This window comes from Labrys okinawensis (assembly GCF_002982075.1).
Lineage (GTDB): Bacteria > Pseudomonadota > Alphaproteobacteria > Rhizobiales > Labraceae > Labrys > Labrys okinawensis_A.
In genome coordinates this window covers 202,550-223,640 of sequence record NZ_PUEJ01000007.1, presented here as the reverse complement: position 1 = coordinate 223,640, position 21,091 = coordinate 202,550, and the positions used below count along the sequence as shown (strand labels likewise).

Here is a 21,091-nt window from a genome sequence, read left to right as displayed (position 1 = left end):
GCAGCATCATCTTCTGCAAAGAATCCCGTTTCCATAAGCGGGCAGATGCCCGCGCTCCAGGAGAGCTTCCATGACTGCTCCCAAAGTCCTGATTTCCGACGCCCTGTCCCCCGCCGCCGTTCAGATCTTCAAGGATCGCGGCATCGAGGTGGATTTCCAACCCGCTCTCGGCAAGGACAAGGAAAAGCTCGCCGAGATCATCGGCAATTATGACGGCCTCGCCATCCGCTCGGCCACCAAGGTCACCTCTGCCATCCTCGCCAAGGCCACCAATCTCAAGGTGATCGGCCGCGCCGGCATCGGCGTCGACAATGTCGACATCCCGGCCGCCACCGCCCGCGGCGTGATCGTGATGAACACGCCCTTCGGCAATTCCATCACCACCGCCGAGCACGCCATCGCCATGATGTTCGCGCTGGCCCGCGAGATCCCCGCCGCCGACGCTTCCACCCAGGCCGGCAAGTGGGAGAAGAACCGCTTCATGGGCGTCGAGATTACCGGCAAGGTGCTCGGCATCATCGGCTGCGGCAATATCGGCTCGATCGTCGCCGACCGCGCGGTGGGCCTGAAAATGCGCGTCATCGCCTTCGACCCGTTCCTGAGCGCCGAACGGGCCCTGGAGCTGGGCGTGGAAAAGGTCGAACTCGACGACCTGCTCGCCCGGGCGGAGATCATCACGTTGCACACCCCGATGACGCCGCAGACCCGCAATATCCTGTCGCGCGAGGCGCTGGCCAAGACCCGCCCGGGCGTGCGCATCATCAACTGCGCCCGCGGCGGCCTGGTCGACGAGGAGGCTCTCGCCGAGCTCCTGAAATCGGGCCATGTCGCCGGCGCCGCCCTCGATGTCTTCGTCGAGGAGCCCGCCACGGCGAACCCGCTGTTCGGCCTGCCCAACGTCGTCTGCACGCCGCATCTGGGTGCTTCGACGACGGAAGCCCAGGAAAACGTCGCCCTGCAGGTCGCCGAGCAGATGTCGGACTACCTCCTGCGCGGCGCCATTTCCAACGCCGTCAACTTCCCCTCGATCACAGCGGAAGAGGCCCCGCGCCTCAAGCCCTACATCTCGCTTGCCGAAAAGCTCGGCTCCTTCGCCGGCCAGCTCACCGAAACCGACATCAAGACCATCCGCATCGTCTATGAGGGCGATGTCGCCCACATGAAGATCAAGGCGCTGACGTCAGCCGCGGTGGCGGGCCTGCTGCGTCCGGCTCTGGCCGACATCAACATCGTGGCCGCGCCGAGCGTGGCGCGCGAGCGGGGCATCGTCATCGAGGAGACCACGCGCGAGAAGACGGGCGACCATGACAGCCTGATCACGCTCGAAGTCGAGACCGAAAACTTGACCCGGGCCGTTGCCGGCACCATCATCGCCGGCACCAAGCCGCGCATCGTGCAGATCAAGGGCATCAATGTCGAGGCGGACCTTCTGCCGCGCATGCTCTACATCACCAACCACGACCGCCCCGGCTTCATCGGCCGCATCGGTACCCTGCTCGGCGAGAACGGCATCAACATCGCCCATATGCAGTTCGGGCGCGATTTCGAAGGCGGCAATGCCATTGCCCTGGTCGGCATCGACCAGGTGGTGGGCGAGACCCTGCTCAAGGAGATCAACACCATCCCGAACGTGGTGCAGGTGAAGGCGCTGACGTTCTGAGCGAACGAGAGCCATTGGCAAGCGCCGGTGCCCGTTCTCATAGTGGCACCGGCAAAGAAGGATGTGATATGGCCGGCATAAACCTGTGGCGCCCTGTCGGTCCGGAGGAACTGGCACTGATCCGTGCGAGCGGGATGAAGACGTTTCCTCCGCGCCTTCCCGACCAGCCGATATTCTACCCCGTCACGACGCACGCCTATGCCGTAAAGATCGCCCGGGACTGGAATGTACCGGCCAGCGGATCCGGTTTCGTGACCCGCTTTGAAGTCGACCAGGCTTTCCTCGAACGCTATGCCGTCCAGGAAGCCGGCGGCAAGGATCACCAGGAATACTGGATACCGGCGGAAGATCTTCCCGCCTTCAATGCTGCCATCATCGGCGAGATAAAGATCGTCGATTCATTTCCCTGAAAAAAGGCGGGCCCAAGAAACAATTTCGTATGCAATCCAGTGTGGACAAGGCCTTGATTTTCCGAGGGGAACCGCGCCGCACCTCCACGTATTGACATTCCATTGCGGAAAGCCATCCTCGATCCGTTTCATGGGACTCATAGTGGATGCGCTCGATCGAAGCGTTTTGTTTTGTGGTTGCCCTGGCCCTGTCCCCTGCCATCTGCCATGGACAGATCCTCAGCGCGATCAGCGCTGACATCGAAGCGGCGCAGACCTCCTTGCTTGAGCGGCTCACGACGTCGGGCCGCGAACTGCCGCGGGCCGGCCCGACAGAGGACGGCAAGCTGCTGAGCAAGGCTCTCGACTTTGAAGCTCTGCGCTCGGCTGACTCCGCCCTGTCCGTAGAGGAGGGGTCGATTGACCCGATATGCCACTTTCCTGACAGGGTCCTTAGCTTCTATCTGAATGGCGACGATGAAGGTCGCAGGAAATATGCACGGGAAATTGCGCTAATTCGCGTCTTTGAACTCACCTGCGCGGGCAAGAAAGCCGAAATCGATGCTTCGAGACTATTCTTCATTCTAGGCAAGGTGCCAAAAAAGGATGTGATCTCTCTCCATGCCAAAGCACAGAATGAGCAAGCTGCTATAGTCAGATTTTCGACGGCGGTACTTCGTGACGCCAACTTCACCGATACAGACAAGCTCGCAATTGTCGATGCCCTGATTTTTGCGTTGCAACGCTTTCGCCATCCCATGAATAACCCCGCCGTCGACCTTGCTATGAAGGAGGTCCTGGCCTTGGACTTGCCGGGAGATAGCAATTCGCGCCTTCGCAAAGCCCTTGAGGATTAATCCGCTCTCCTGGCAATCTTCGTCCCGAAAAATGTCTGCGGCGCAAATTTCCAAACGCTTCATTTTGCCGCTGCAATCCCCATCTTGTAAGGATCATTACTCTTTCCCGCCGGCTCTTGGGCTGCTAAACCGGGCCACGGAAAAATGTGATCACAGGTGAGCGATGCGTCTCCTCGTCGTCGAAGGCAATGTCCGTGCAGCGCGTGAACGTCACCGCGCGACCTATGGCCTCACGCCGTCGGAATCCTATGCGTCGGTGCTGAAGAGCCTGGCGCCGGATGCGATCTGCGACATCGCCCTGCCCGCCGACGAAGGTGCCAACCTGCCGGATGCCGCCGGCCTCGAAAGCTATGACGGCGTCGTCATCACCGGCTCCGGCCTCAACCTCTGGAAGGCTGAGCCGGAATCGATGCGCCAGGTCGAGCTGGCCCGCGAGGTCTACAGGTCCGGCACGCCCTTCTTCGGCTCCTGCTGGGGCCTGCAGGTCGCCACCGTCGCCGCCGGCGGCTCGGTGCGGGCCAATCCGAGGGGCCGCGAGGTCGGCATCGCGCGCGACATCGCGCTGACGGCTGAGGGGCGCGAGCATCCCCTCTACACCGGCAAGGCGCCCATCTTCGCCAGTCCCTGCGTGCATGGTGACGAAGTCGAAGCCCTGCCCGAAGGCGCCATCGTACTCGCCAGCAATGCGGTGAGCGACGTGCAGGCGGTCGACATCAGCCATGATGGCGGCCGCTTCTGGGGCATCCAGTACCATCCCGAATTTTCGCTGAACGAGTTGACGGTGATCATGCGTCGCTACAAGCCGACCTTGCTGGCCGAGGGTTTCTTCCGCGACGACCGGGCGGCCGATGGCTGGATTGCCGACCTGGAAGCGCTGGTCGCCGACAAGCGCCGCACCGACATTTCCTGGCGCTACGGCATCGGCCCCGACATTCTCGACGCCCGCCGCCGCCTCAAGGAAATCGAGAACTTCATCGAACTGCGCGTGAAGCCGGTGATTTCCGAGCGCGGACGCGGCTGAGACAGGCATTGCCGCATCAGCGGTGCTGACCCTCAGGGTGCAATGCAGAGTTGGTGTACCGATCTCCAGATCGGCATTCTCGAACGCGAAGCGTCTCGCCAAGGGGATGCCGATCTGGAGATCGGCACACCGTGCTTCCGGGGCTTCACTGTAAAGCTACCGACCTGTTCCCGTCGATACAGCTCAAGGTTGCCGTCGCCATCCCGCCGCAATCCTGCTCTCCCATGGCGCCCCCCGCAACGGAGATCCCCCATGTCCGCCGCCCCTCGCCTCGCCCTGACCGCCCTCCTTCTGCTTGGTACTGCACCGGCCTTTGCGGGTGATCTGGGTGTGCAGTCCAAGATCGATGCCGTAGCTGTCTATCCCGACGGTGCGACGGTCACGCGCGTGATCGAGTTCGACATTCCGGCGGGCGAGACGGCGCTGGTGGCCAAGGATCTGCCCCCTGGCCTCGATACCGCATCGATCAGGGTCGACATGCACGAGGCCGCCGGCGTCTCCCTGGCGGGCACCGACATCGCCAGCGCCCTTGACGACGGCGCCGTTCCGGACGCGGCTGCAGGCAAAGCGCTGCGGGATCTCAAGGACCAGCGCGAGGGTCTGGCCGGAATCGGCAAGGCCCTGCTCGCCAAGCGCGGCCTGATCGAGCGCTTTGCCAATGGCGCCACCTTCAACGCCACCAAGGAAGGCAGCAACGTCACCGCCTTGCGCGGCGCCTGGAACGCCGTCGGCGAAGATATGACGGAGGTCAACGAGGCGCTGCGCCAGAACGCCGTCAAGATCCGCGATCTCGACGAGGAGATCGCCAGGCTGGAGAGCCAGCGCGACGGCCGCCCCGAGGGCCGGAAACGCACGCAGCTTCGCCTCTCGGTCACCGCCGAACAGCGGGCCAAGGGCCGGATCGCCATATCCTACCTGATCGGCAATGCCGGCTGGACACCCCTCTATGATGCCCGGCTCGACAGCGACAAGGGCGAACTCGAACTCGTCCGGCGGGCCAAGGTCACGCAGGCGACCGGCGAGGACTGGAGCGACGTCGCCCTCACCATTTCGACCGCTCGTGCCACAACCGGCGCCGCGCCCCCCAGGCTCGCCAGCTATATCCTCAACTTCCAGCCCGACTATGACGTGCTGCCGGCGGAAGCCCTGGCGCGCAGCCGCGCCGAAGAGAGCGATGCGCGCCCTGCACCGCCCGTCGCTCAGGCCGCGCCGGCCCAACCAAGGCCGGGGCGCGAAGCCGAGGCAAAACTGAACACAGCCGGCTATCAGAGTGTCTGGGCCCTTCCAGCTCGTGCGAGCGTGCCCTCGGGACCGGGTTCGAAGGCGCTGCGCCTCGCCTCGGCCACGCTCTCCCCGGAAATCGTGGCACGCGCCGTGCCATCCATGCAGCAGACGGCCTTCCTCGAAGCCAGCTTCAGCAATGGCGAGGACACGCCGCTCTTCCCCGGCTCCGTCTCGATCTATCGTGACGGTCTCTATGCCGGCCAGACCGCCATGCCGCTCGCCACCAAGGGAGAACCCGTGCGCCTCGGCTTCGGCGCCGATGATAGCATCAAGGTGGAGCGGGCGGTGACGCGCAAGGTGGAAAGCAATACCGGCATCGCCCGCCCCACCACCAGCGAAAGGAGGGACTACAAGATCAGCCTGCGCAATGGCCGCCCCAATGCCATCAAGCTTTCGATCGAGGAAGCCCTGCCGGTGGCCGAGAACAAGGACATCAAGGTGGAACCCTCCGCCCAGATGACCCCGCCGACCCAGCGCGATGCCGACAACCGCCGCGGCGTGCTGGTGTGGACGGTGGATCTCGCCCCCAACGCCGTCAAGGACATCAATTTCGGCTACAAGGTCACCTGGCCTAGCACCGAGACGATCAATCTGGATTGAGGCTTTTCAGAATGTATCGCGACTGCCTTCTCCCCTTGCGGGAGAAGGATGCGATACCCCCTCACGCCGTCTCCACCAGCAATGCCTCCAGGGTTTGGCCCGCGGAGGTCGCCTGGATGGATGCGACATAGCCGGCATAGAGCTTGGCGAATTCCAGGTGCTCGGCGAGGCCGAGCTTGGCGAAGGGGCTGGTGCGCAGGAGGTCGAGCGGGTTGCCGCCGCGGACAAGCTCCCAGTCTTGTTCGCTGAGGCGTGGTTCCACCACGTCGAACGCCTCGCCCCTGTCGTCCTTGCCGGTCAGATAGGCGCCGAAACAGGCCAGGAAGAAAGCCTCGCGCCTGAGGTCCCCGCCATCGGCCAGCAGCATTTCCAGGGTCTTGGAGTGGAAGACCGGGATCTTGGCGGTGGTGTCGAAGGCGATGCGCAGCAGCTGATCGTTGATCGCCGGGTTCGAGAAGCGCTCGAGCACGGCGTTCTTGTACGCCTGCAGCGAAACGCCCTTCGGCCCCTCGATACGTGGGATGGCATCGCGGTCGAGAAAAGTTTCCAGAAGCCGATGCAGGCGGGTGTCGCCGAGCGCCTCATGCACGATGCGGTAGCCCATGAGGATGCCGGGCATGGCGAGCAGGATGTGCGAAGCGTTGAGCATGCGCCCCTTCATGAACTCGAAGGCCGGCACATCGTCGCGCATCTCGACACCGACCTCTTCGAAGGGCGGCCGCCCGGCTCGGAAATCGTCCTCCAGCACCCATTGGCTGAAGGTTTCCCCCAGAGCGGGCACGGCATCGTCGATGCCGCTGCGCTTGTTGAGGCGCTCCTTCACCTCGGGCGGAATCTGCGGCGCGATGCGGTCGACCATCGAGTTGGGGAAATCGACCTCGGCCTCGATCCAGGCCGCAAGCCCGGCGTCGCGGGCGCGGGCAAAGGAAACGATGGCCTTGCGCGCCGTGCCGCCATTGTGGCGGAGATTGTCGCAGGACATCACCGTGAACGGCTTCGTCCCCTGTTCGCGCCGGCGCCGCAGCGCCTCGACGATGTAGCCGAAGGCCGTGCGCGGCGGACCGCCGGCCAGATCGAGCGCCACCTCCGGGGTATCGAGCTTGAACACGCCGGTGGTCTCGTCGAGATTATAGCCGCCTTCGGTGATCGTCAGCGAAACGATGCGGGTGTCGGCATGGCTGAGGCGGGCCAGCACGGCTTCGGGATCGTCGGGCGCATGCAGATAATCCACCATGGCGCCGATCACCCGGGTGCTGGCCGCGCCGTCCGGCGCATATTCGGTGACGGTGTAGAGGCAATCCTGGGCGCGATAGGCCTCGGCCTTGGCCCGGGTGGCGGGCACGTCGATCAGCTCGACGCCGCAGATGCCCCAGCCCTCATTGCCGGGCTTGTGCAGGCAGCGATCGACATAGACGGCCTGATGGACCCGATGGAAATTGCCGAGGCCGAAATGCACGATGCCGGGACGCACGGCGGAACGATCATACCCGGGAACGGCGATGGCAGCGCCGAGGCTTCCGAGAGTCTTCGAGGAAAGCTTGTTCAAGATCGTCTCCATGATGGCGGCAGCCGCGACCCGGCGCCGTCTGTCGCGAAAGCGTTTTGCGATTTGATGCGTCATCAAGAATCGCAAAGACGCGTCAAAACAAAGAGTCAGAGCAATTGAGCGTTTACGTTCAAACGCATTTTGCTCCAGCTCGAGCCGGCAGGACGAGCCTGCCCGAGCCTCCATGCTTGGGTGATGGATGCCGGACCGGGAACGGGGCTGCCCCTCCTGTTCCCGTCCGGCTGAAAGCGGCGACGCCCGACCGCAATCCGAAGGCGTGCCCGCAACAACCTATACTTGCCCCTCCTTCCGGCATTTTGGCAAGGACTTGTTGCAGGCGATCATTCCTGAGGCGGAAAATTCGTTTGCACACTAACGAATTTTCCCTAAAATTATGGCGTCCACCGTGGATCGGTTCTAATTCACGCAATTCCTTGTTTATTTATTTGATTGCCAGATTATTTGCGGATATCTCCACGGTGAGAATGAGTGACGACCTGGACGGAGTGTCCTGGCGAGGCCCGTAAGGGGCCTCCCCACGACACTTTGCAAAGTTTGATATCCTGCAGGTTCCTCCTGATCGGGCCGTGGCCCGATCAGGAGGAACCTGCCTAGTGGCGAGGCGGCCAGCATGAGCAATTTCAACGAGGAACGGGTTCTGAGCGTCCATCATTGGACGGACAGGCTGTTCAGTTTCACCACCACGCGCGATCCGGGCTTCCGCTTCGAGAACGGCCAGTTCACCATGATCGGCCTGCCGGTCAATGGCCGTCCCCTGCTGCGCGCCTATAGCCTGGTCAGTGCCAATCACGAAGAAACGCTCGAATTCTTCTCCATCAAGGTTCAGGACGGGCCGCTGACCTCGCGGCTGCAGCATCTGAAGGAAGGCGATGCCATCATCGTCGGCCGCAAGGCCACCGGCACGCTGCTGCTCGACAACCTCAAGCCCGGCCGCTACCTCTATCTGGTCGGCACAGGCACCGGGCTTGCACCCTTCCTCAGCCTGATCAAGGATCCGGAGACCTATGCCCGCTTCGAGAAGATCGTGCTGATCCATGGCTGCCGCCAGGTCCAGGAACTGGCCTATGGCGAGCGCATCACCCACGAGCTTCCCGCCCATGAATTCCTGGGCGAGGCCGTGCGCGAGCAGCTCATCTATTATCCGACGGTGACGCGCGAGGCCTTCCGCAACACCGGCCGCATCACCGACCTGATCAAGTCCGAAAAGCTGTTCGAGGATATCGGCCTGCCGCCGCTCGATGTCGAGCAGGACCGCGTGATGATCTGCGGCAGCCCCGAAATGCTGCGCGACCTCAAGGCCCTTCTGGAGGAACGCGGCGCCGTCGAGGGCAATCATGGCGAGCCGGGCGATTTCGTGATCGAAAAGGCCTTCGTGGACAAGTAGGTTCGACGTCTACGCCTCGATTCGCCGCCGGGCAGGTTCCTTCAGGTCGAACCACGGGCTCTGTCAGAAGGAATCTGCAGAATTTCAAACGCTTGCAGAATTTCTCGATATCGCCCATTCGTGGGCGGTATCGAGAAATTCTGCTTGGAATGCCATGACCGATTACAGACTGGACGATCAGATCGGCTTCATTCTGAGGCAAGTCTACCAGCGGCATGCCGTCCTGTTTTCCGACGGTCTCGGCGAGGACCTGACACCGATGCAATGGGCGGTGCTGGCCAAGCTCGCCGAACTCGGCACCTCCTCCCAAAATCTCCTGGGCCGGCTGACGGCCATGGACGTCGCGACCGTCAAGGGCGTGGTCGAGCGCCTGTCACGCCGGGGCCTGATCGAAACCAGGCCGGATGAAGAGGATCGCCGCCGCCTCGTCCTCTCCCTGTCCGCTTCGGGTGAGGCGCTCTATGCGCAACTGGTGGCGAAGGCCTCCGCCGTCACCGATCTCACGCTGGCGCCGCTGGACGAGGCCGAACGCAGCACGCTGCGCTCGCTATTGGACAAGCTACGCTAACATCCTCCCCCGATGCCGGAATCATCCCTTTCGAGGCCGGGATCGAGCGCCCCGGAATTAAAATCGTACCGCCGCTCGACGCAGAGGCTTGCGCCGCTACCCGATGAATGCATTCTAGGTTATAAATCTGGGCGTTCGCAACCAGCCTGGGCAAATACTCGGAGGGATGGGACATTATGAGCGACCTCGGAGACCTGCAGAACCGCAAGCTCGATCTCGCCACCCGCGCGGCCTGGCTCTACTATATCGACGGGGCGACCCAGGACGAGATCGCCGCCCAATTCGATATTTCACGCCAGAGCGTGCAGCGCCTGGTCGCGCTGGCCGTGTCGGAGCGGGTCATCGAGTTCCGCATCCAGAGTCCCATCGCCGAATGCACGGCCCTGGCCAAGCAGTTGCGTGAAAGCTACGGCCTGACCATCTGCGAGGTGGTGCCGAATGGCTTGCACGACCCGCTGGCGGCCGTGGGGCTCGCCGCCGCGCAGATCCTCGAAACCCAGTTCGGCCAACGCGGTTCGGGCGTTTTCGGCTTTTCCACCGGCCGAACCTTGCTGCGCATGGTCCGCGAGATCTCCGCCAAGCCGCGTCCCGACCTCAAAATGGTGTCGATCGTCGGCAACGCCGCCCGCGACGGCTGCGTCAGTCCGTTCGAAATCGCCATGCGCCTGGCGGACAAGCTCGACGCCAAATGCTACCCGCTGCAAATGCCGGTGCTCGCCGATACGATCGAGCATTGCCAGGCCCTGAGAAGCCAGCCGGTGCACGCCATGCTGCAGGGCCTGGTGGAGACGGCGCGGGCCGTCTATGTCGGCGTCAGCGACGTCAGTTACGGCTCTCCGATCCACCAGGACGGCTTCGTGCTGGAATCGGAAATGCATTATCTGATCGAGAACGGCGCCATCGGCGAGATCGCCGCCTGGCCTTTCGACCGCAACGGCCGCATCCTGCAGAACGACTACACCGAGCGCCTGCCCGGCTTCCGTCCGGACCGGCTGGCGCGCCTCGTGCCGGTGGTCGGCGTCGCCGCCGGCCAGCGCAAGATCGCCCCGATCCGCGCCGCCCTGAAGGGCGACCTGCTTTCCGGCCTGATCACCGACGAACAGACGGCTGCGGCACTGCTCGAACAGACCTGACCCTGCCCAAAAAATCGAAAATCGCCCAACGCGCGGACCCTTTCCGCGCGCGCTGGCGCCTGCCTGCCCCATGGGCGCAATCCCGACGCATGAGACAGCTTGACAATGGGTCACGCTATTGAGAATATGCCCGTGCATTGGGCGTCTGCCCACGCCCAAAAGCCGTGACAAGCGGTGTGCATTTTTAACGGGAGGTTCTGGTGCAAACGGCAAAATCACTGATTTCGCTTGCAGGCGCGCTTGCCTGCGGCGTTTCCCTCGCCTGGTCCTCGATGGCCGGCGCTGCCGAGACGTTGACGATCGCCACGGTGAACAATGGCGACATGGTCCGGATGCAGAAGCTTTCGGAGGATTTCACCAAGGCCAATCCGGATATCACGCTGAACTGGGTCACCCTCGAGGAGAATGCCCTGCGCGAGAAGGTGACGACCGATATCGCCACCAAGGCCGGCCAGTTCGACATCCTCACCATCGGCACCTATGAAGTGCCGATCTGGGCCAAGAAGGGCTGGCTGGTCTCGCTCGACAAGCTCGGCGACAATTATGACGCCAATGACCTGATCAAGCCGATCCGCGACGGCCTGACCTATGAAGGCAAGCTCTACGCCGCTCCCTTCTACGGCGAGTCCTCGATGATCATGTATCGCAAGGACCTGTTCGAGAAGGCCGGGCTGAAGATGCCCGACAGCCCGACCTGGGACTTCGTGGCGGATGCCGCCAAGAAGCTGAAGACCGCCGACACCTACGGCATCTGCCTGCGTGGCAAGGCCGGCTGGGGCGAGAACATGGCCTTCCTCACCGCCATGTCCAATTCCTTCGGCGCCCGCTGGTTCGACGAGAAGTGGGCACCTCAGTTCGACCAGCCCGAATGGAAGGCAACGCTCACCTTCTATGTGAACCTGCTCAAGGAAGCCGGCCCGCCCGACGCTTCCTCCAACGGTTTCAACGAGAACCTCACCCTGTTCAACCAGGGTAAATGCGCCATGTGGATCGACGCCACGGTGGCTGCCGGCTTCGTGACGGATCCCAAGCAGTCGACCGTGTCCGACAAGGTCGGCTTCGCCCTCGCCCCCAATACCGGCCTGGGCAAGAACGCCAACTGGCTGTGGGCCTGGTCGCTGGCCGTGCCGGCCGGTTCCCAGAAGGTGGAAGCTGCCGAGAAGTTCATCGCCTGGGCAACCAGCAAGGACTATTCGGCCCTGGTTGCCAAGACCGAGGGCAATTGGGCCGCGGCACCTCCGGGAACCCGCACCTCGCTCTACAACAATCCCGACTATCAGAAGGCTGCGCCCTTCGCCAAGCTGACGCTGGATTCGATCATGTCGGCCGATCCGACCCATCCGACCGTCAAGCCGGTGCCCTATGTCGGCGTGCAGTTCGTGGCCATTCCCGAGTTCCAGGGCATGGGCACCTCGGTGGGCCAGCAATTCTCCGCGGCGCTGGCCGGTTCTGCCTCGATCGACGATGCCCTGGCGGCATCGCAGAAGCTGGTGACCCGGACCATGACCAAGGCCGGCTACATCAAATGACCCCTTCCTCCCGGGACGGGGCTCACCGCCCCTCCTGAAACTTGGCTGTCCCGGCTCTTCATCACCGGGACAGCCCCCTTTCAAAGACCTGAACGAAAGCGTCTTGCGCTTCGTGGAGATCGCCGGGATCTTGCGCGATCCCCAGAAACGCCAGGACGCATCAAGGCAAAGAACCAGATCAAATAGGCGTTCGAGCCTGAACGCGCTTTGCTCAGGAACATTCAAGATTTGGTCTGTGGGGAGGACCTCAAGATGGCAACGCAGCAGACGCGTGTGCTCGCCAGGGTGGCCGTAGCACCCTCGGTCATCATGCTCTTCATTTGGATGATCGTTCCGCTCGTCCTGACGATCTATTACTCGCTGAACAACTATACGCTCGACGATCCGACGAATTTCTACTGGAACAGCTTCGGGAACTACACCTACTTCCTGACAGACCCCACCTTCTTCAAATCACTGGGCGTTTCGCTGCTGATCGTCGGCTCCGTGCTTGCCATCACCATCGTCGGGGGCATCCTGATCGCCCTCCTGATGGATCAGCCCTTCGCCGGCCAGGGCATCGTGCGCCTGATGGTGCTGGCGCCGTTCTTCGTGATGCCGACCGTGGCCGCGCTGATCTGGAAGAACCTGTTCATGAACGCCGACGGCGGCATGCTGACCTGGGTGTCGCAGGTGCTCCACCTGCCGGTGGTCGTCTGGTTCACCAACTGGCCACTCCTGTCGATCATCATCATCGTGGCCTGGCAATGGCTGCCCTTCGCCACGCTGATCCTGCTCACCGCCATCCAGTCCCTGGACGAGGAGCAGAAGGAAGCCTCCCAGCTCGACGGCGCCAAGCCGCTTTCCTACTTCTTCTACATCGTGCTGCCGCATCTCTCGCGCGCCATCACGGTGGTGATCCTGATCGAAACCATCTTCCTCCTCAACATCTTCGCCGAGATCAAGGTCACCACCAATGGCAGCCTGAACACGGCCAACCTGCCCTTCCTGGTCTATCTCACCGAAGCGGGCGACCACGATATCGGAGCGGCCTCGGCCGGCGCATTGGTCGCCGTGGTGCTGGCCAATATCGTCGCCTTCTTCCTCGTCCGCATGATCGGCAAGAATCTGGAGGCTTGAGCCATGGCACGCGCAGTTTCCACCCGGCGCAAGGTCGCCGTCACGACCGCCGCCTGGATCGTCGGCTTCCTGATCTTCTTCCCGATCCTGTGGATGGTTATCACCAGCTTCAAGACGGAAGGCGAAGCGGGCATCCTGCCGCCCAAATTCGTCTTCTTCGAGTGGACGCTGGAGAATTACCGCAACATCTTCACGCAATCCAACTATGGCCGGGCCGCGCTCAACTCGATCTTCCTGTCGGTCGGCTCGACCCTGCTGGGCCTGATCTTCGCGGTTCCCGCAGCCTGGGCCATGGCCTTCGCGCCCGGCAAGCGCACCAAGGATCTCTTGATGTGGATGCTCTCCACCAAGATGATGCCGGCCGTCGGCGCCTTGATGCCGATCTTCCTGCTCTTCAACCGCTGGGGCCTGCTCGACAGCCGCTGGAGCGTGATGGTCGTCCTCTTCCTGCTCAACCTGCCGATCGTGGTGTGGATGCTCTACACCTATTTCAAGGAAATTCCCGGCGAGATCCTGGAAGCGGCCCGCATGGACGGCGCCTCGCTCTGGCGCGAGATCGTCTATGTGCTGACGCCGATGGCCGTCCCCGGCATCGCCTCCACGCTGTTGCTGAACACGATCCTGGCCTGGAACGAGGCTTTCTGGACGCTGAACCTGACCACCTTCGACGCCGCGCCGCTGCCGCAGTTCATCGCGGGCTATTCGGCCAAGATGGGGCTGTTCTGGGCCACGCTGTCAGCCGCCTCGACCCTCGCCATCCTGCCGATCGTGGTGCTCGGCTGGTTCTCACAAAAGCAACTCGTCCGCGGCCTGACCTTCGGCGCCGTGAAGTGACGAACAACAACATGTCAGAATGGGGAGCTGCGTAAATGGGCCGCTTCAATCTTCGCAATGTGCGCAAGGCCTTCGGTGAAGTCGTGATCATTCCCGATCTCGACCTCGACATCGAGGATGGCGAGTTCGTGGTCTTCGTCGGGCCTTCGGGCTGCGGCAAGTCGACCCTGCTGCGCCTGATCGCCGGCCTGGAGGACACCACCTCGGGCGAGATCAAGATCGACGGGGTCGACATGGCCCAGGCTCCGCCCTCCAAGCGAGGGCTGGCCATGGTGTTTCAGTCCTACGCGCTCTACCCGCATATGAGCGTGCGCAACAACATCGCCTTCGCCCTGAAGATGGCGGGCGAGAGCAAGGACGTCATCGACCAGAAGGTCGCCAAGGCGGCCGCTTCGCTCAATCTCACCAATTATCTCGACCGCAAGCCGCGCCAGCTCTCCGGCGGCCAGCGCCAGCGCGTCGCCATCGGCCGCGCCATCGTGCGCTCGCCCAAGGCCTTCCTGTTCGACGAGCCCCTGTCGAACCTCGACGCGGCGCTGCGCGTCAACATGCGCATCGAGATCTCGCAGCTCCACAAGGACCTGAAGACCACGATGATCTACGTCACCCACGACCAGGTCGAGGCCATGACCATGGCCGACAAGATCGTGGTGCTCAATGCCGGCAATGTGGAGCAGGTCGGCTCGCCGCTCCAGCTCTACAACAAGCCGAGGAACCTGTTCGTCGCCGGCTTCATCGGCTCGCCCAAGATGAACTTCCTGAAGGGCGGCGCGGCGGCGAACTACAACGCCACCACCATCGGCATCCGTCCCGAGCATCTCAACCTGTCCGCCACCGAGGGACAGTGGAAGGGCAAGATCTCGATTTCCGAACATCTGGGCTCGGACACCTTCTTCTATGTCGATCTCGACGAGGGCACCCGTATCACCGCGCGGGCACCCGGCGAGTTCAGCCTGGGCACCGGTGACACCATCTATCTCACCCCCCAGCCCGACCGCCTGCATCGCTTCGACGACAAGGGCCTGTCCCTGGCCTGATTTTTAGGCGCATTTGCTCCGAAACTGGCCGTATGATTGTGGGCACCCCGACCTTTGTCATCACCGGGCTCGTCCCGGTGATCCAGGTGCCAGGATCCCGACGGATTGCGGTATCTGGATGCCCGGGACAGGCCCGGGCATGACAAGGAACTGAGCTCTTCAGGGCCTTGATGCGCATTTGGCAACCTCCTCGCCCGCCGCCTAAATGGTATGGCCACTGCAGGATTGACTTCGTCGAATCACCATGCCGCATTAGATTGAACCCAGCTGCACGGGCTTTTGTCCTGTTTGCAAAATCGATGCAGCAAACGGGAGCGACGCATGAAAGGATCCGCGATGTATAAGAAGAAACTCGATCTCACGGGCCGCCACGCCCTGGTCACGGGCGGCGGGCGCGGCATAGGCCTGGCCTGCGCCGAAGCCCTGGCCGAGTTCGGAGCCGAGGTCGTCATCGCCGATTTCGACATGAAGGTCGCGGCGGAAGGACAGGCAGCCCTGGCTGCCAAGGGCTATAAGACCGAAACGGTGCAGATGGATGTCACCAAATCCGCCGAAGTGACCCGCGTGGCCGACGAACTCGCCGCCAAGGGCCGCGCCGTCGAGATCCTGGTCAACAATGCCGGTATCGCCCGCTCCATGACACCGGCCGAGGACGTCGCCGACGAACATTGGCTCAACGTCCTCGACGTCAATCTCAACGGCGTGTTCTGGTGCTGCCGCGCTTTCGGCAAGCACATGCTGGCAGCCAAGAAAGGCTCGATCGTCAATATCGGTTCGATGTCGGGCATCATCGTCAACAAGCCGCAGGAACAGTCCTACTACAACGCCTCCAAGGCCGGCGTGCACCACCTCACCAAATCGCTGGCGGCCGAATGGGGCTCGCGCGGCGTACGCGTCAATTCCGTCGCGCCCACCTATATCAACACGCCCCTGACCGCCTATGCGGCGGCCGATCCGGCCAATGCGGAGATGTTCAAGACCTGGCTCGAAATGACGCCGCAGGGGCGGATGGGTGAGCCGGAGGAAATCGCCTCCGCCGTGCAGTTCCTGGCATCCGACGCCGCCAGCCTGATGACCGGCTCGATCGTCGTGGTCGATGGCGGCTATACCTGCTGGTAGACGCCAAGAAAAAGGGAGGGGTGAGACCCCTCCCTTATATCGTTGCGACCTTATATCGGGCTTCGAAAAGATCGATCAGTCCGTCATTGCGAGCGCAGCGAAGCAATCCAGGCTTCATGCGGCATCAAGCGAATACCTCCCGGATTGCCGCCTCGCGCCGCTCCCCGCAATGACGCGACTTTGCAGGAACAAATAAACCCAACCGCGCCTCAGGATGCGGCGCGGTTGTAGATGTCCTCGATGCGGATGATGTCGTCCTCGCCGAGATAGGAACCCGTCTGCACTTCGATCAGTTCGAGTTCGATCTTGCCGGGATTCTCCAGCCGATGGGTGGAACCGATCGGGATATAGATCGACTCGTTCTCATGCAGCGTCTTGATCTGGCCGTTGATGCTGACATTGGCGACGCCACGCACCACGATCCAGTGTTCGGAACGATGATGGTGCTTCTGCAGCGAGAGCTGTCCGCCGGGCTTGACCACGATGCGCTTGACCTGGTGGCGCGCACCGAGATCCAGAGACTTGTAGTGCCCCCAGGGCCTGAAGGACTGCAGGTGGTCCTGGGTCAGCCCGTTATGGCTCTGCTTGAGCTTCTCGACCAGCGCCTTGATGCCGGCCGCATCGTCTCGGCGGGCCACAAGCACGGCATCACCCGTGGTGATGACCGCAAGATCGTCCAGGCCGACCACGCAGACGAGCTGGCGCTCCGAGGATACCAGATTGTTGCGGGCATTGACGAACAAGGCTTCGCCCAGCATGGCATTGCCGGCTTCGTCCTGCGGCGAGAGCTCGCGCACCGCACCCCAGGAGCCGACATCCGACCAGTCGAAGCTGGCCGGTACCACGGCGGCAGCCTGGGTCTTTTCCATCACCGCATAGTCGACCGAACGCTTGCCGCAGCGGGCGAAGGCCTCGGCGTCGAGACGCAGGAAGCCGAGGTCGAGCTTGCCCTTGGCCACCGCCTCGTTCACCGCCTCGACGGTCTCCGGCTCGCAGCGGGCATATTCAGCGAGAAAGAAACCGGCCTCGAACAGGAAATTGCCGGAGTTCCACAGATAGCCTTCCCGCACATAGCGCGTGGCCGTCTCGGCATCGGGCTTTTCGACGAAGCGGCGCACCTTCATGACGCCGTCGGTCAAGGGCTCGCCGACTTCGATATAACCATAACCGGTCGCGGGCTGGTTGGGCACCACGCCGAAAGTCACGATGCTTTTCTTGGCAGCGCCGCGCCTGGCTGCCACGCAGGCGGCACGGAAGCCTTCGATATCCCGCACGCGGTGGTCGGCCGCCAGGGTCAGGACCGGCGTCTTGGCGCCGTCCCGCGCAGCGATGAAGGCCGCACCGGCAGCGATCGCCGGACCGGAATCGCGGGCTTCGGGCTCGAGCACGATATCGGCCTCGACCCCGATCGACAGCAATTGGTCGGCCACCAGGAAGCGATGGTCCTGGTTGGTGACGATCACGGGCCGGCCGAAGACGTCGGCACCGCTCACACGCCGCATCGTTTCCTGGAAGGTGGAAAGATCACCGAACAAAGGCAGGAACTGCTTGGGCCGGCTGGCACGCGAGGCCGGCCACAACCGCGTTCCGGAGCCGCCGCAAACGATCAGGGGAACGATCTGGGTAGACATCATCCGCTCATGTTGAATTGGAGGAGCCATCAATGAATAGCTCTATGCCACAATTATAAGAGGAGACGCAGGAGATTTTCAGGCCTGCTTTGGTTTATCGCGCTCCTCTTATGAGCATGCGGACAAGCCTTTTCTAATACTTCGGGATAGTGCCGAGGTCTCCGGCGGCTAAGGGCTCGCCCTTTGTCACTCCGCGGCAGCCAGGCCATCCCGCGCCTGCACCCGACCGTTGGGATCGCCGGGAGCGGTTTCCCAGCCCAGGTCCGGAATCACTGCGATGCGGGCGCCGCGCATGTCGACGCGCGTCATCACGAAATCGGCATTCTGCAGATGGCGGATCTGACTGCGGGCGCGGCCGGCCGAATGGCTGCCGCAGCGCCTGGCGATCTCCGCATCCGGCGGGCATTGCAGCCCCGTCATCGCCGCTGCCGCCAGAATCAGGAACACGGGCTGGAGGTCGGCCGGCACCAGGCGGGCATGATCGAGCGCACGCTGCCATTGCTCCTGGTCGACAGTGTCGGGATCGAGACCGGCCCGGGCTGCGCTGAGCAGGAATTTGAACTCGGCCATGGCCGGCGGCGATCCGCTCAGCCGCTCGATGCGGCAGCGTACGATGAAATCCTGGTAGAGCACGGCATCGGTGCGGAAGCTCGCATCCGGTTCCTGCATGATTGCAAAGGCGATGCGGGCGTGGGCCTGCTGCAGTTCGGCCGGCGGCATGGCCGGCAGGGTTTCCTCGCCCGCGGCCTCCGCCGGCCGCTCGCGCACGAGCTGTTCGAGGATCTCGGTGGTCGACATCGGCGGCGGCGTGACCGCTCGGCGCTCGGGACGGGGGCGCGGCGCCGCCATCGGCACCGGCGCCAGGATGAGATCGCGAGCAGCCTCGCCTCCCTCCGGCAGCGGCGTCAGCTTGGGTGTCGCCACCTTGGGGCGCGTCTCCACCGGCCCAACCTTGATGGGCAGCGGGCGGCGGGACAAGGCCGGGCCGAGCGCGACGAACTGGCCGCGCTGCAGTTCGCGGAACGTCTCGGCCTGGCGCCGGTCGAGGCCGAGCAGATCGGCGGCGCGCGCCATGTCGATGTCGAGGAAGGTCCGGCCCATCAGGAAGTTGGACGCCTCGGCGGCGACGTTCTTGGCGAGCTTGGCCAGGCGCTGGGTGGCGATGATGCCGGCAAGGCCACGCTTGCGGCCGCGGCACATCAGATTGGTCATCGCGCCGAGCGAGACCTTGCGGGCCTCCTCCCCGACATCGCCGGAGGCGGCGGGCGCAAAGAGCTGGGCCTCGTCGACCACCACCAGCATGGGGAACCAGAAGTCGCGCTCGGCATCGAACAGGGCATTGAGGAAGGCAGCAGCGGCCTTCATCTGCATTTCGGCGTCGAGGCTCTCCAGCACCAGCACGGCCGAGACGCGATGCTGGCGCACGCGCTGGGCGATATGTTCGAGCTCGGCCAGGCTGCGTTCGCCGTCGATGACGACATGGCCGTAGCGGTCCGACAGGCTGGCGAACTCGCCTTCGGGGTCGATGATGACCTGCTGGACATGCGGCGCGCTCTGTTCGAGCAGCCGGCGCAGGAGATGCGATTTGCCGGAGCCGGAGTTGCCCTGCACCAGCAGGCGCGTGGCCAGCAATTCCTCGATGTCGAGCATTGCAGGCGCACTGCCGGCGGCAGACGCGACGCCCATCTCGATTTCGATCTTCATCTCAAACAGTGATTCCGGTTTCGTCCCAGCCATAGCGCCCCTGAGGGGCTGCTCACAACCCCCGCCCGCGCATGGGAGGGGATTTCCACATGCGGGCAATAACGCCCGGGTCCGTGCTCTTTCAGCAGCACCGCGCCCACAAAGGGTGGAGGCCGGACGGGGAGACTTGCTTTCGCCTTCCCTCTCGAAGAGGATGCCTTCGGGGGACGCTCCATCTCAATCGTGTGCACAATGAAGAAACTGGTGTTCGGTCTCGGCCTGCTTGTGATCGCGCCGCCACCGGCTCTCGCCGACAGCACCGCACCCAGCTGGAGCCGGCCGCCAGCAACCGTGGCCTCTGCCGAACTCCAGGGACCGTCGGACGGTAAATGGCGCCAGGCATGTGGAACCGCCCTCGTCCCCGTTCCCGCGTCAGGCATACATTTGACTGGGGAAGTGCATGTATCTCTATCCAGGATAGCGGCAACCAGGTTTCTTCACCGGGGAGAGAGATTTCTCGGCGTCCCAGCCAACCCGAAATATTTCGCCTATGACCGGTTCGGTATACTCGTCCATGATGGGGACTCCCTACAACGCTGGAGCGCCGTCGCGTCTCCCGCCATGAAGGTTCGAACAGGCGACTCCGTGACCATTGTCACCCGCCATCAGGACGATCGTCTGCCCTGCCATTTCGTGCCGAACCTTGTGATCGCCGTCCGGCATAAAAAAGCATAGCATCCCATAATCGCACTACTCACCGATGCGGTATTCGGCGAGTTTGCGCTTCATGGCCTGGAAGCGCCGGACATGGGCCTCGTCGCGGCGCAAGGCGATCGCGGTCGACAGCACGTCGATCACCACCAGTGCGGCGATACGCGAAATGGTGGGCGTGTAGATGTTGGTGTTGTCGAGCGTCTCCACCAGCAAGGTCACGTCGCAATGGCTGGCGAGCGAGGTCTCGAACCCGGTCAGGCCGATGACCTTGGCCCCGTTTTCGCGCGCGGTGCGGGCCACTTCGATGATCGAGCGAGTGCGCCCGGTGTGGGAGATCACCACCGCGACATCGCCCGGCTTCATCATCGAGGCCACCATGATCTGCTGGTGGGTGTCGTGCTGGGCACCGCAGGGCACGCCGAACAACGGGAATTTCTGCTGGGCATCGCGGGCCACCACGCCCGAAGCTCCGAGGCCGAAGAATTCGATGGCCCTCGCCTTTTCCAGGATGTCGATCGCCAGGGCGAGGGCAGCCTTGTCGAGATGGTGGCGCGCCCAGTCGAGGCTGGTGATGGTGTAGTCGAAGATCTTTTCGACCACGGTTTCCGGCGTATCGGTGCCGAGCAGCACAGAATGCGTGGCCGGCGTGCCCAGCGCCAGGCTCTGGGCCAGGCGCAGCTTGAAATCCTGGAAGCCGTTGCAGCCGATGGCGGCGCAGAAGCGGATGACCGTGGGCTCGCTCACCCCGGCAGCGAGCGCCGTCTCCGCCACCGTGGCATTCAGGATGCGCTGGGGGTCGGCCAGAATGAGTTCGGCCACCTTGCGGTCGGACTTGCGCAAATCGCCCAAGGTCAGCCGGATCACCTCGAGCACGTTCTGGATCGTGGTGCGAGGCCCGGGCTGAGATGCGGTCTGATCCGGCAAGGTCATCAACGGCTTCCCTTTCTGGCTCCCTCTTCGGA

The 21,091-nt window shown here is 63.2% G+C and carries 18 protein-coding genes; 14 read left to right on the top strand and 4 right to left on the bottom strand.

Annotation, left to right across the window (positions count from 1 at the left end):
- Nucleotides 1-70 precede the first annotated feature (70 nt).
- The 5 genes from serA (at nucleotide 71) to C5L14_RS20115 (ending at nucleotide 5,811) form a co-directional block, all read left to right on the top strand.
- Nucleotides 71-1,660, top strand: coding sequence for a phosphoglycerate dehydrogenase (gene serA, locus C5L14_RS20135; protein ID WP_105863852.1), 1,590 nt, complete (start codon nucleotides 71-73; stop codon nucleotides 1,658-1,660).
- A 68-nt stretch (nucleotides 1,661-1,728) separates the two neighbouring features.
- Complete coding sequence (locus C5L14_RS20130; protein ID WP_105863851.1) at nucleotides 1,729-2,070, top strand: ADP-ribosylation/crystallin J1; 342 nt, start codon at nucleotides 1,729-1,731, stop codon at nucleotides 2,068-2,070.
- A gap of 146 nt (nucleotides 2,071-2,216) precedes the next feature.
- Nucleotides 2,217-2,906 carry a hypothetical protein gene (locus C5L14_RS20125; protein ID WP_105863850.1) on the top strand — a complete coding sequence of 230 codons (690 nt, stop codon included), beginning with the start codon at nucleotides 2,217-2,219 and terminating at the stop codon, nucleotides 2,904-2,906.
- Nucleotides 2,907-3,069: 163 nt separating this feature from the next.
- The gene (locus tag C5L14_RS20120) at nucleotides 3,070-3,927 is read left to right on the top strand and encodes a type 1 glutamine amidotransferase (protein ID WP_105863849.1); all 858 of its coding nucleotides are present in this window, start codon (nucleotides 3,070-3,072) and stop codon (nucleotides 3,925-3,927) included.
- Between the two features lie 252 nt (nucleotides 3,928-4,179).
- A complete protein-coding gene (locus tag C5L14_RS20115) occupies nucleotides 4,180-5,811 on the top strand; it encodes a mucoidy inhibitor MuiA family protein (protein ID WP_181161258.1) in 1,632 nt (543 codons plus the stop codon).
- Nucleotides 5,812-5,872: 61 nt separating this feature from the next.
- Here C5L14_RS20115 and C5L14_RS20110 read toward each other — a convergent pair whose 3' ends face one another.
- The gene (locus tag C5L14_RS20110; protein WP_209432332.1) at nucleotides 5,873-7,357 is read right to left on the bottom strand and encodes a mannitol dehydrogenase family protein; all 1,485 of its coding nucleotides are present in this window, start codon (nucleotides 7,355-7,357) and stop codon (nucleotides 5,873-5,875) included.
- 631 nt (nucleotides 7,358-7,988) lie between these two features.
- Here C5L14_RS20110 and C5L14_RS20105 point away from each other — a divergent pair.
- The 8 genes from C5L14_RS20105 (at nucleotide 7,989) to C5L14_RS20070 (ending at nucleotide 16,101) form a co-directional block, all read left to right on the top strand.
- A complete protein-coding gene (locus C5L14_RS20105; protein WP_105863847.1) occupies nucleotides 7,989-8,762 on the top strand; it encodes a ferredoxin--NADP reductase in 774 nt (257 codons plus the stop codon).
- A 154-nt stretch (nucleotides 8,763-8,916) separates the two neighbouring features.
- The gene (locus tag C5L14_RS20100; protein ID WP_105863846.1) at nucleotides 8,917-9,330 is read left to right on the top strand and encodes a MarR family winged helix-turn-helix transcriptional regulator; all 414 of its coding nucleotides are present in this window, start codon (nucleotides 8,917-8,919) and stop codon (nucleotides 9,328-9,330) included.
- A 176-nt stretch (nucleotides 9,331-9,506) separates the two neighbouring features.
- Nucleotides 9,507-10,463, top strand: coding sequence for a sugar-binding transcriptional regulator (locus C5L14_RS20095; protein WP_105863845.1), 957 nt, complete (start codon nucleotides 9,507-9,509; stop codon nucleotides 10,461-10,463).
- Nucleotides 10,464-10,735: 272 nt separating this feature from the next.
- Entirely contained in the window at nucleotides 10,736-11,992 is a 1,257-nt protein-coding gene (locus C5L14_RS20090) for an ABC transporter substrate-binding protein (protein WP_105863951.1), read from the top strand.
- 252 nt (nucleotides 11,993-12,244) lie between these two features.
- Nucleotides 12,245-13,111, top strand: a complete 867-nt coding sequence (locus tag C5L14_RS20085; protein WP_105863844.1) for a carbohydrate ABC transporter permease — start codon at nucleotides 12,245-12,247, stop codon at nucleotides 13,109-13,111.
- Nucleotides 13,112-13,114: 3 nt separating this feature from the next.
- On the top strand, nucleotides 13,115-13,945 hold the full coding sequence (locus C5L14_RS20080; RefSeq protein WP_105863843.1) for a carbohydrate ABC transporter permease: 831 nt from the start codon (nucleotides 13,115-13,117) through the stop codon (nucleotides 13,943-13,945).
- 35 nt (nucleotides 13,946-13,980) lie between these two features.
- Nucleotides 13,981-14,982, top strand: a complete 1,002-nt coding sequence (locus C5L14_RS20075; RefSeq protein ID WP_105863842.1) for an ABC transporter ATP-binding protein — start codon at nucleotides 13,981-13,983, stop codon at nucleotides 14,980-14,982.
- 336 nt (nucleotides 14,983-15,318) lie between these two features.
- Nucleotides 15,319-16,101, top strand: coding sequence for an SDR family NAD(P)-dependent oxidoreductase (locus C5L14_RS20070; RefSeq protein WP_105863841.1), 783 nt, complete (start codon nucleotides 15,319-15,321; stop codon nucleotides 16,099-16,101).
- Nucleotides 16,102-16,310: 209 nt separating this feature from the next.
- Here the strand turns inward: C5L14_RS20070 and C5L14_RS20065 are convergent, their stop codons facing one another.
- Nucleotides 16,311-17,732 carry a mannose-1-phosphate guanylyltransferase/mannose-6-phosphate isomerase gene (locus C5L14_RS20065; RefSeq protein ID WP_105863840.1) on the bottom strand — a complete coding sequence of 474 codons (1,422 nt, stop codon included), beginning with the start codon at nucleotides 17,730-17,732 and terminating at the stop codon, nucleotides 16,311-16,313.
- 186 nt (nucleotides 17,733-17,918) lie between these two features.
- On the bottom strand, nucleotides 17,919-19,436 hold the full coding sequence (locus C5L14_RS20060; RefSeq protein ID WP_105863839.1) for a helicase HerA domain-containing protein: 1,518 nt from the start codon (nucleotides 19,434-19,436) through the stop codon (nucleotides 17,919-17,921).
- A gap of 231 nt (nucleotides 19,437-19,667) precedes the next feature.
- Between C5L14_RS20060 and C5L14_RS30410 the strand changes: the two genes are divergently transcribed.
- Nucleotides 19,668-20,150, top strand: coding sequence for a hypothetical protein (locus tag C5L14_RS30410; protein WP_181161257.1), 483 nt, complete (start codon nucleotides 19,668-19,670; stop codon nucleotides 20,148-20,150).
- A 15-nt stretch (nucleotides 20,151-20,165) separates the two neighbouring features.
- Here the strand turns inward: C5L14_RS30410 and C5L14_RS20055 are convergent, their stop codons facing one another.
- On the bottom strand, nucleotides 20,166-21,059 hold the full coding sequence (locus C5L14_RS20055; RefSeq protein WP_105863838.1) for an SIS domain-containing protein: 894 nt from the start codon (nucleotides 21,057-21,059) through the stop codon (nucleotides 20,166-20,168).
- Nucleotides 21,060-21,091: the final 32 nt, after the last annotated feature.

What these genes read in the sequence shown, in the direction of transcription:
- C5L14_RS20105 (WP_105863847.1), top strand. Translation starts at nt 7,989, where the DNA reads ATGAGCAATTTCAACGAGGAACGGGTTCTGAGCGTCCATCATTGGACG.
- C5L14_RS20100 (WP_105863846.1), top strand. Translation starts at nt 8,917, where the DNA reads ATGACCGATTACAGACTGGACGATCAGATCGGCTTCATTCTGAGGCAA.
- C5L14_RS20060 (WP_105863839.1), bottom strand. Translation starts at nt 19,436, where the DNA reads ATGAAGATCGAAATCGAGATGGGCGTCGCGTCTGCCGCCGGCAGTGCG.
- C5L14_RS30410 (WP_181161257.1), top strand. Translation starts at nt 19,668, where the DNA reads ATGAAGAAACTGGTGTTCGGTCTCGGCCTGCTTGTGATCGCGCCGCCA.
- C5L14_RS20070 (WP_105863841.1), top strand. Translation starts at nt 15,319, where the DNA reads ATGTATAAGAAGAAACTCGATCTCACGGGCCGCCACGCCCTGGTCACG.
- C5L14_RS20120 (WP_105863849.1), top strand. Translation starts at nt 3,070, where the DNA reads ATGCGTCTCCTCGTCGTCGAAGGCAATGTCCGTGCAGCGCGTGAACGT.
- C5L14_RS20115 (WP_181161258.1), top strand. Translation starts at nt 4,180, where the DNA reads ATGTCCGCCGCCCCTCGCCTCGCCCTGACCGCCCTCCTTCTGCTTGGT.
- C5L14_RS20125 (WP_105863850.1), top strand. Translation starts at nt 2,217, where the DNA reads ATGCGCTCGATCGAAGCGTTTTGTTTTGTGGTTGCCCTGGCCCTGTCC.
- C5L14_RS20075 (WP_105863842.1), top strand. Translation starts at nt 13,981, where the DNA reads ATGGGCCGCTTCAATCTTCGCAATGTGCGCAAGGCCTTCGGTGAAGTC.
- C5L14_RS20085 (WP_105863844.1), top strand. Translation starts at nt 12,245, where the DNA reads ATGGCAACGCAGCAGACGCGTGTGCTCGCCAGGGTGGCCGTAGCACCC.
- C5L14_RS20065 (WP_105863840.1), bottom strand. Translation starts at nt 17,732, where the DNA reads ATGTCTACCCAGATCGTTCCCCTGATCGTTTGCGGCGGCTCCGGAACG.
- C5L14_RS20090 (WP_105863951.1), top strand. Translation starts at nt 10,736, where the DNA reads ATGGCCGGCGCTGCCGAGACGTTGACGATCGCCACGGTGAACAATGGC.
- C5L14_RS20080 (WP_105863843.1), top strand. Translation starts at nt 13,115, where the DNA reads ATGGCACGCGCAGTTTCCACCCGGCGCAAGGTCGCCGTCACGACCGCC.
- C5L14_RS20055 (WP_105863838.1), bottom strand. Translation starts at nt 21,059, where the DNA reads ATGACCTTGCCGGATCAGACCGCATCTCAGCCCGGGCCTCGCACCACG.
- serA (WP_105863852.1), top strand. Translation starts at nt 71, where the DNA reads ATGACTGCTCCCAAAGTCCTGATTTCCGACGCCCTGTCCCCCGCCGCC.
- C5L14_RS20130 (WP_105863851.1), top strand. Translation starts at nt 1,729, where the DNA reads ATGGCCGGCATAAACCTGTGGCGCCCTGTCGGTCCGGAGGAACTGGCA.
- C5L14_RS20095 (WP_105863845.1), top strand. Translation starts at nt 9,507, where the DNA reads ATGAGCGACCTCGGAGACCTGCAGAACCGCAAGCTCGATCTCGCCACC.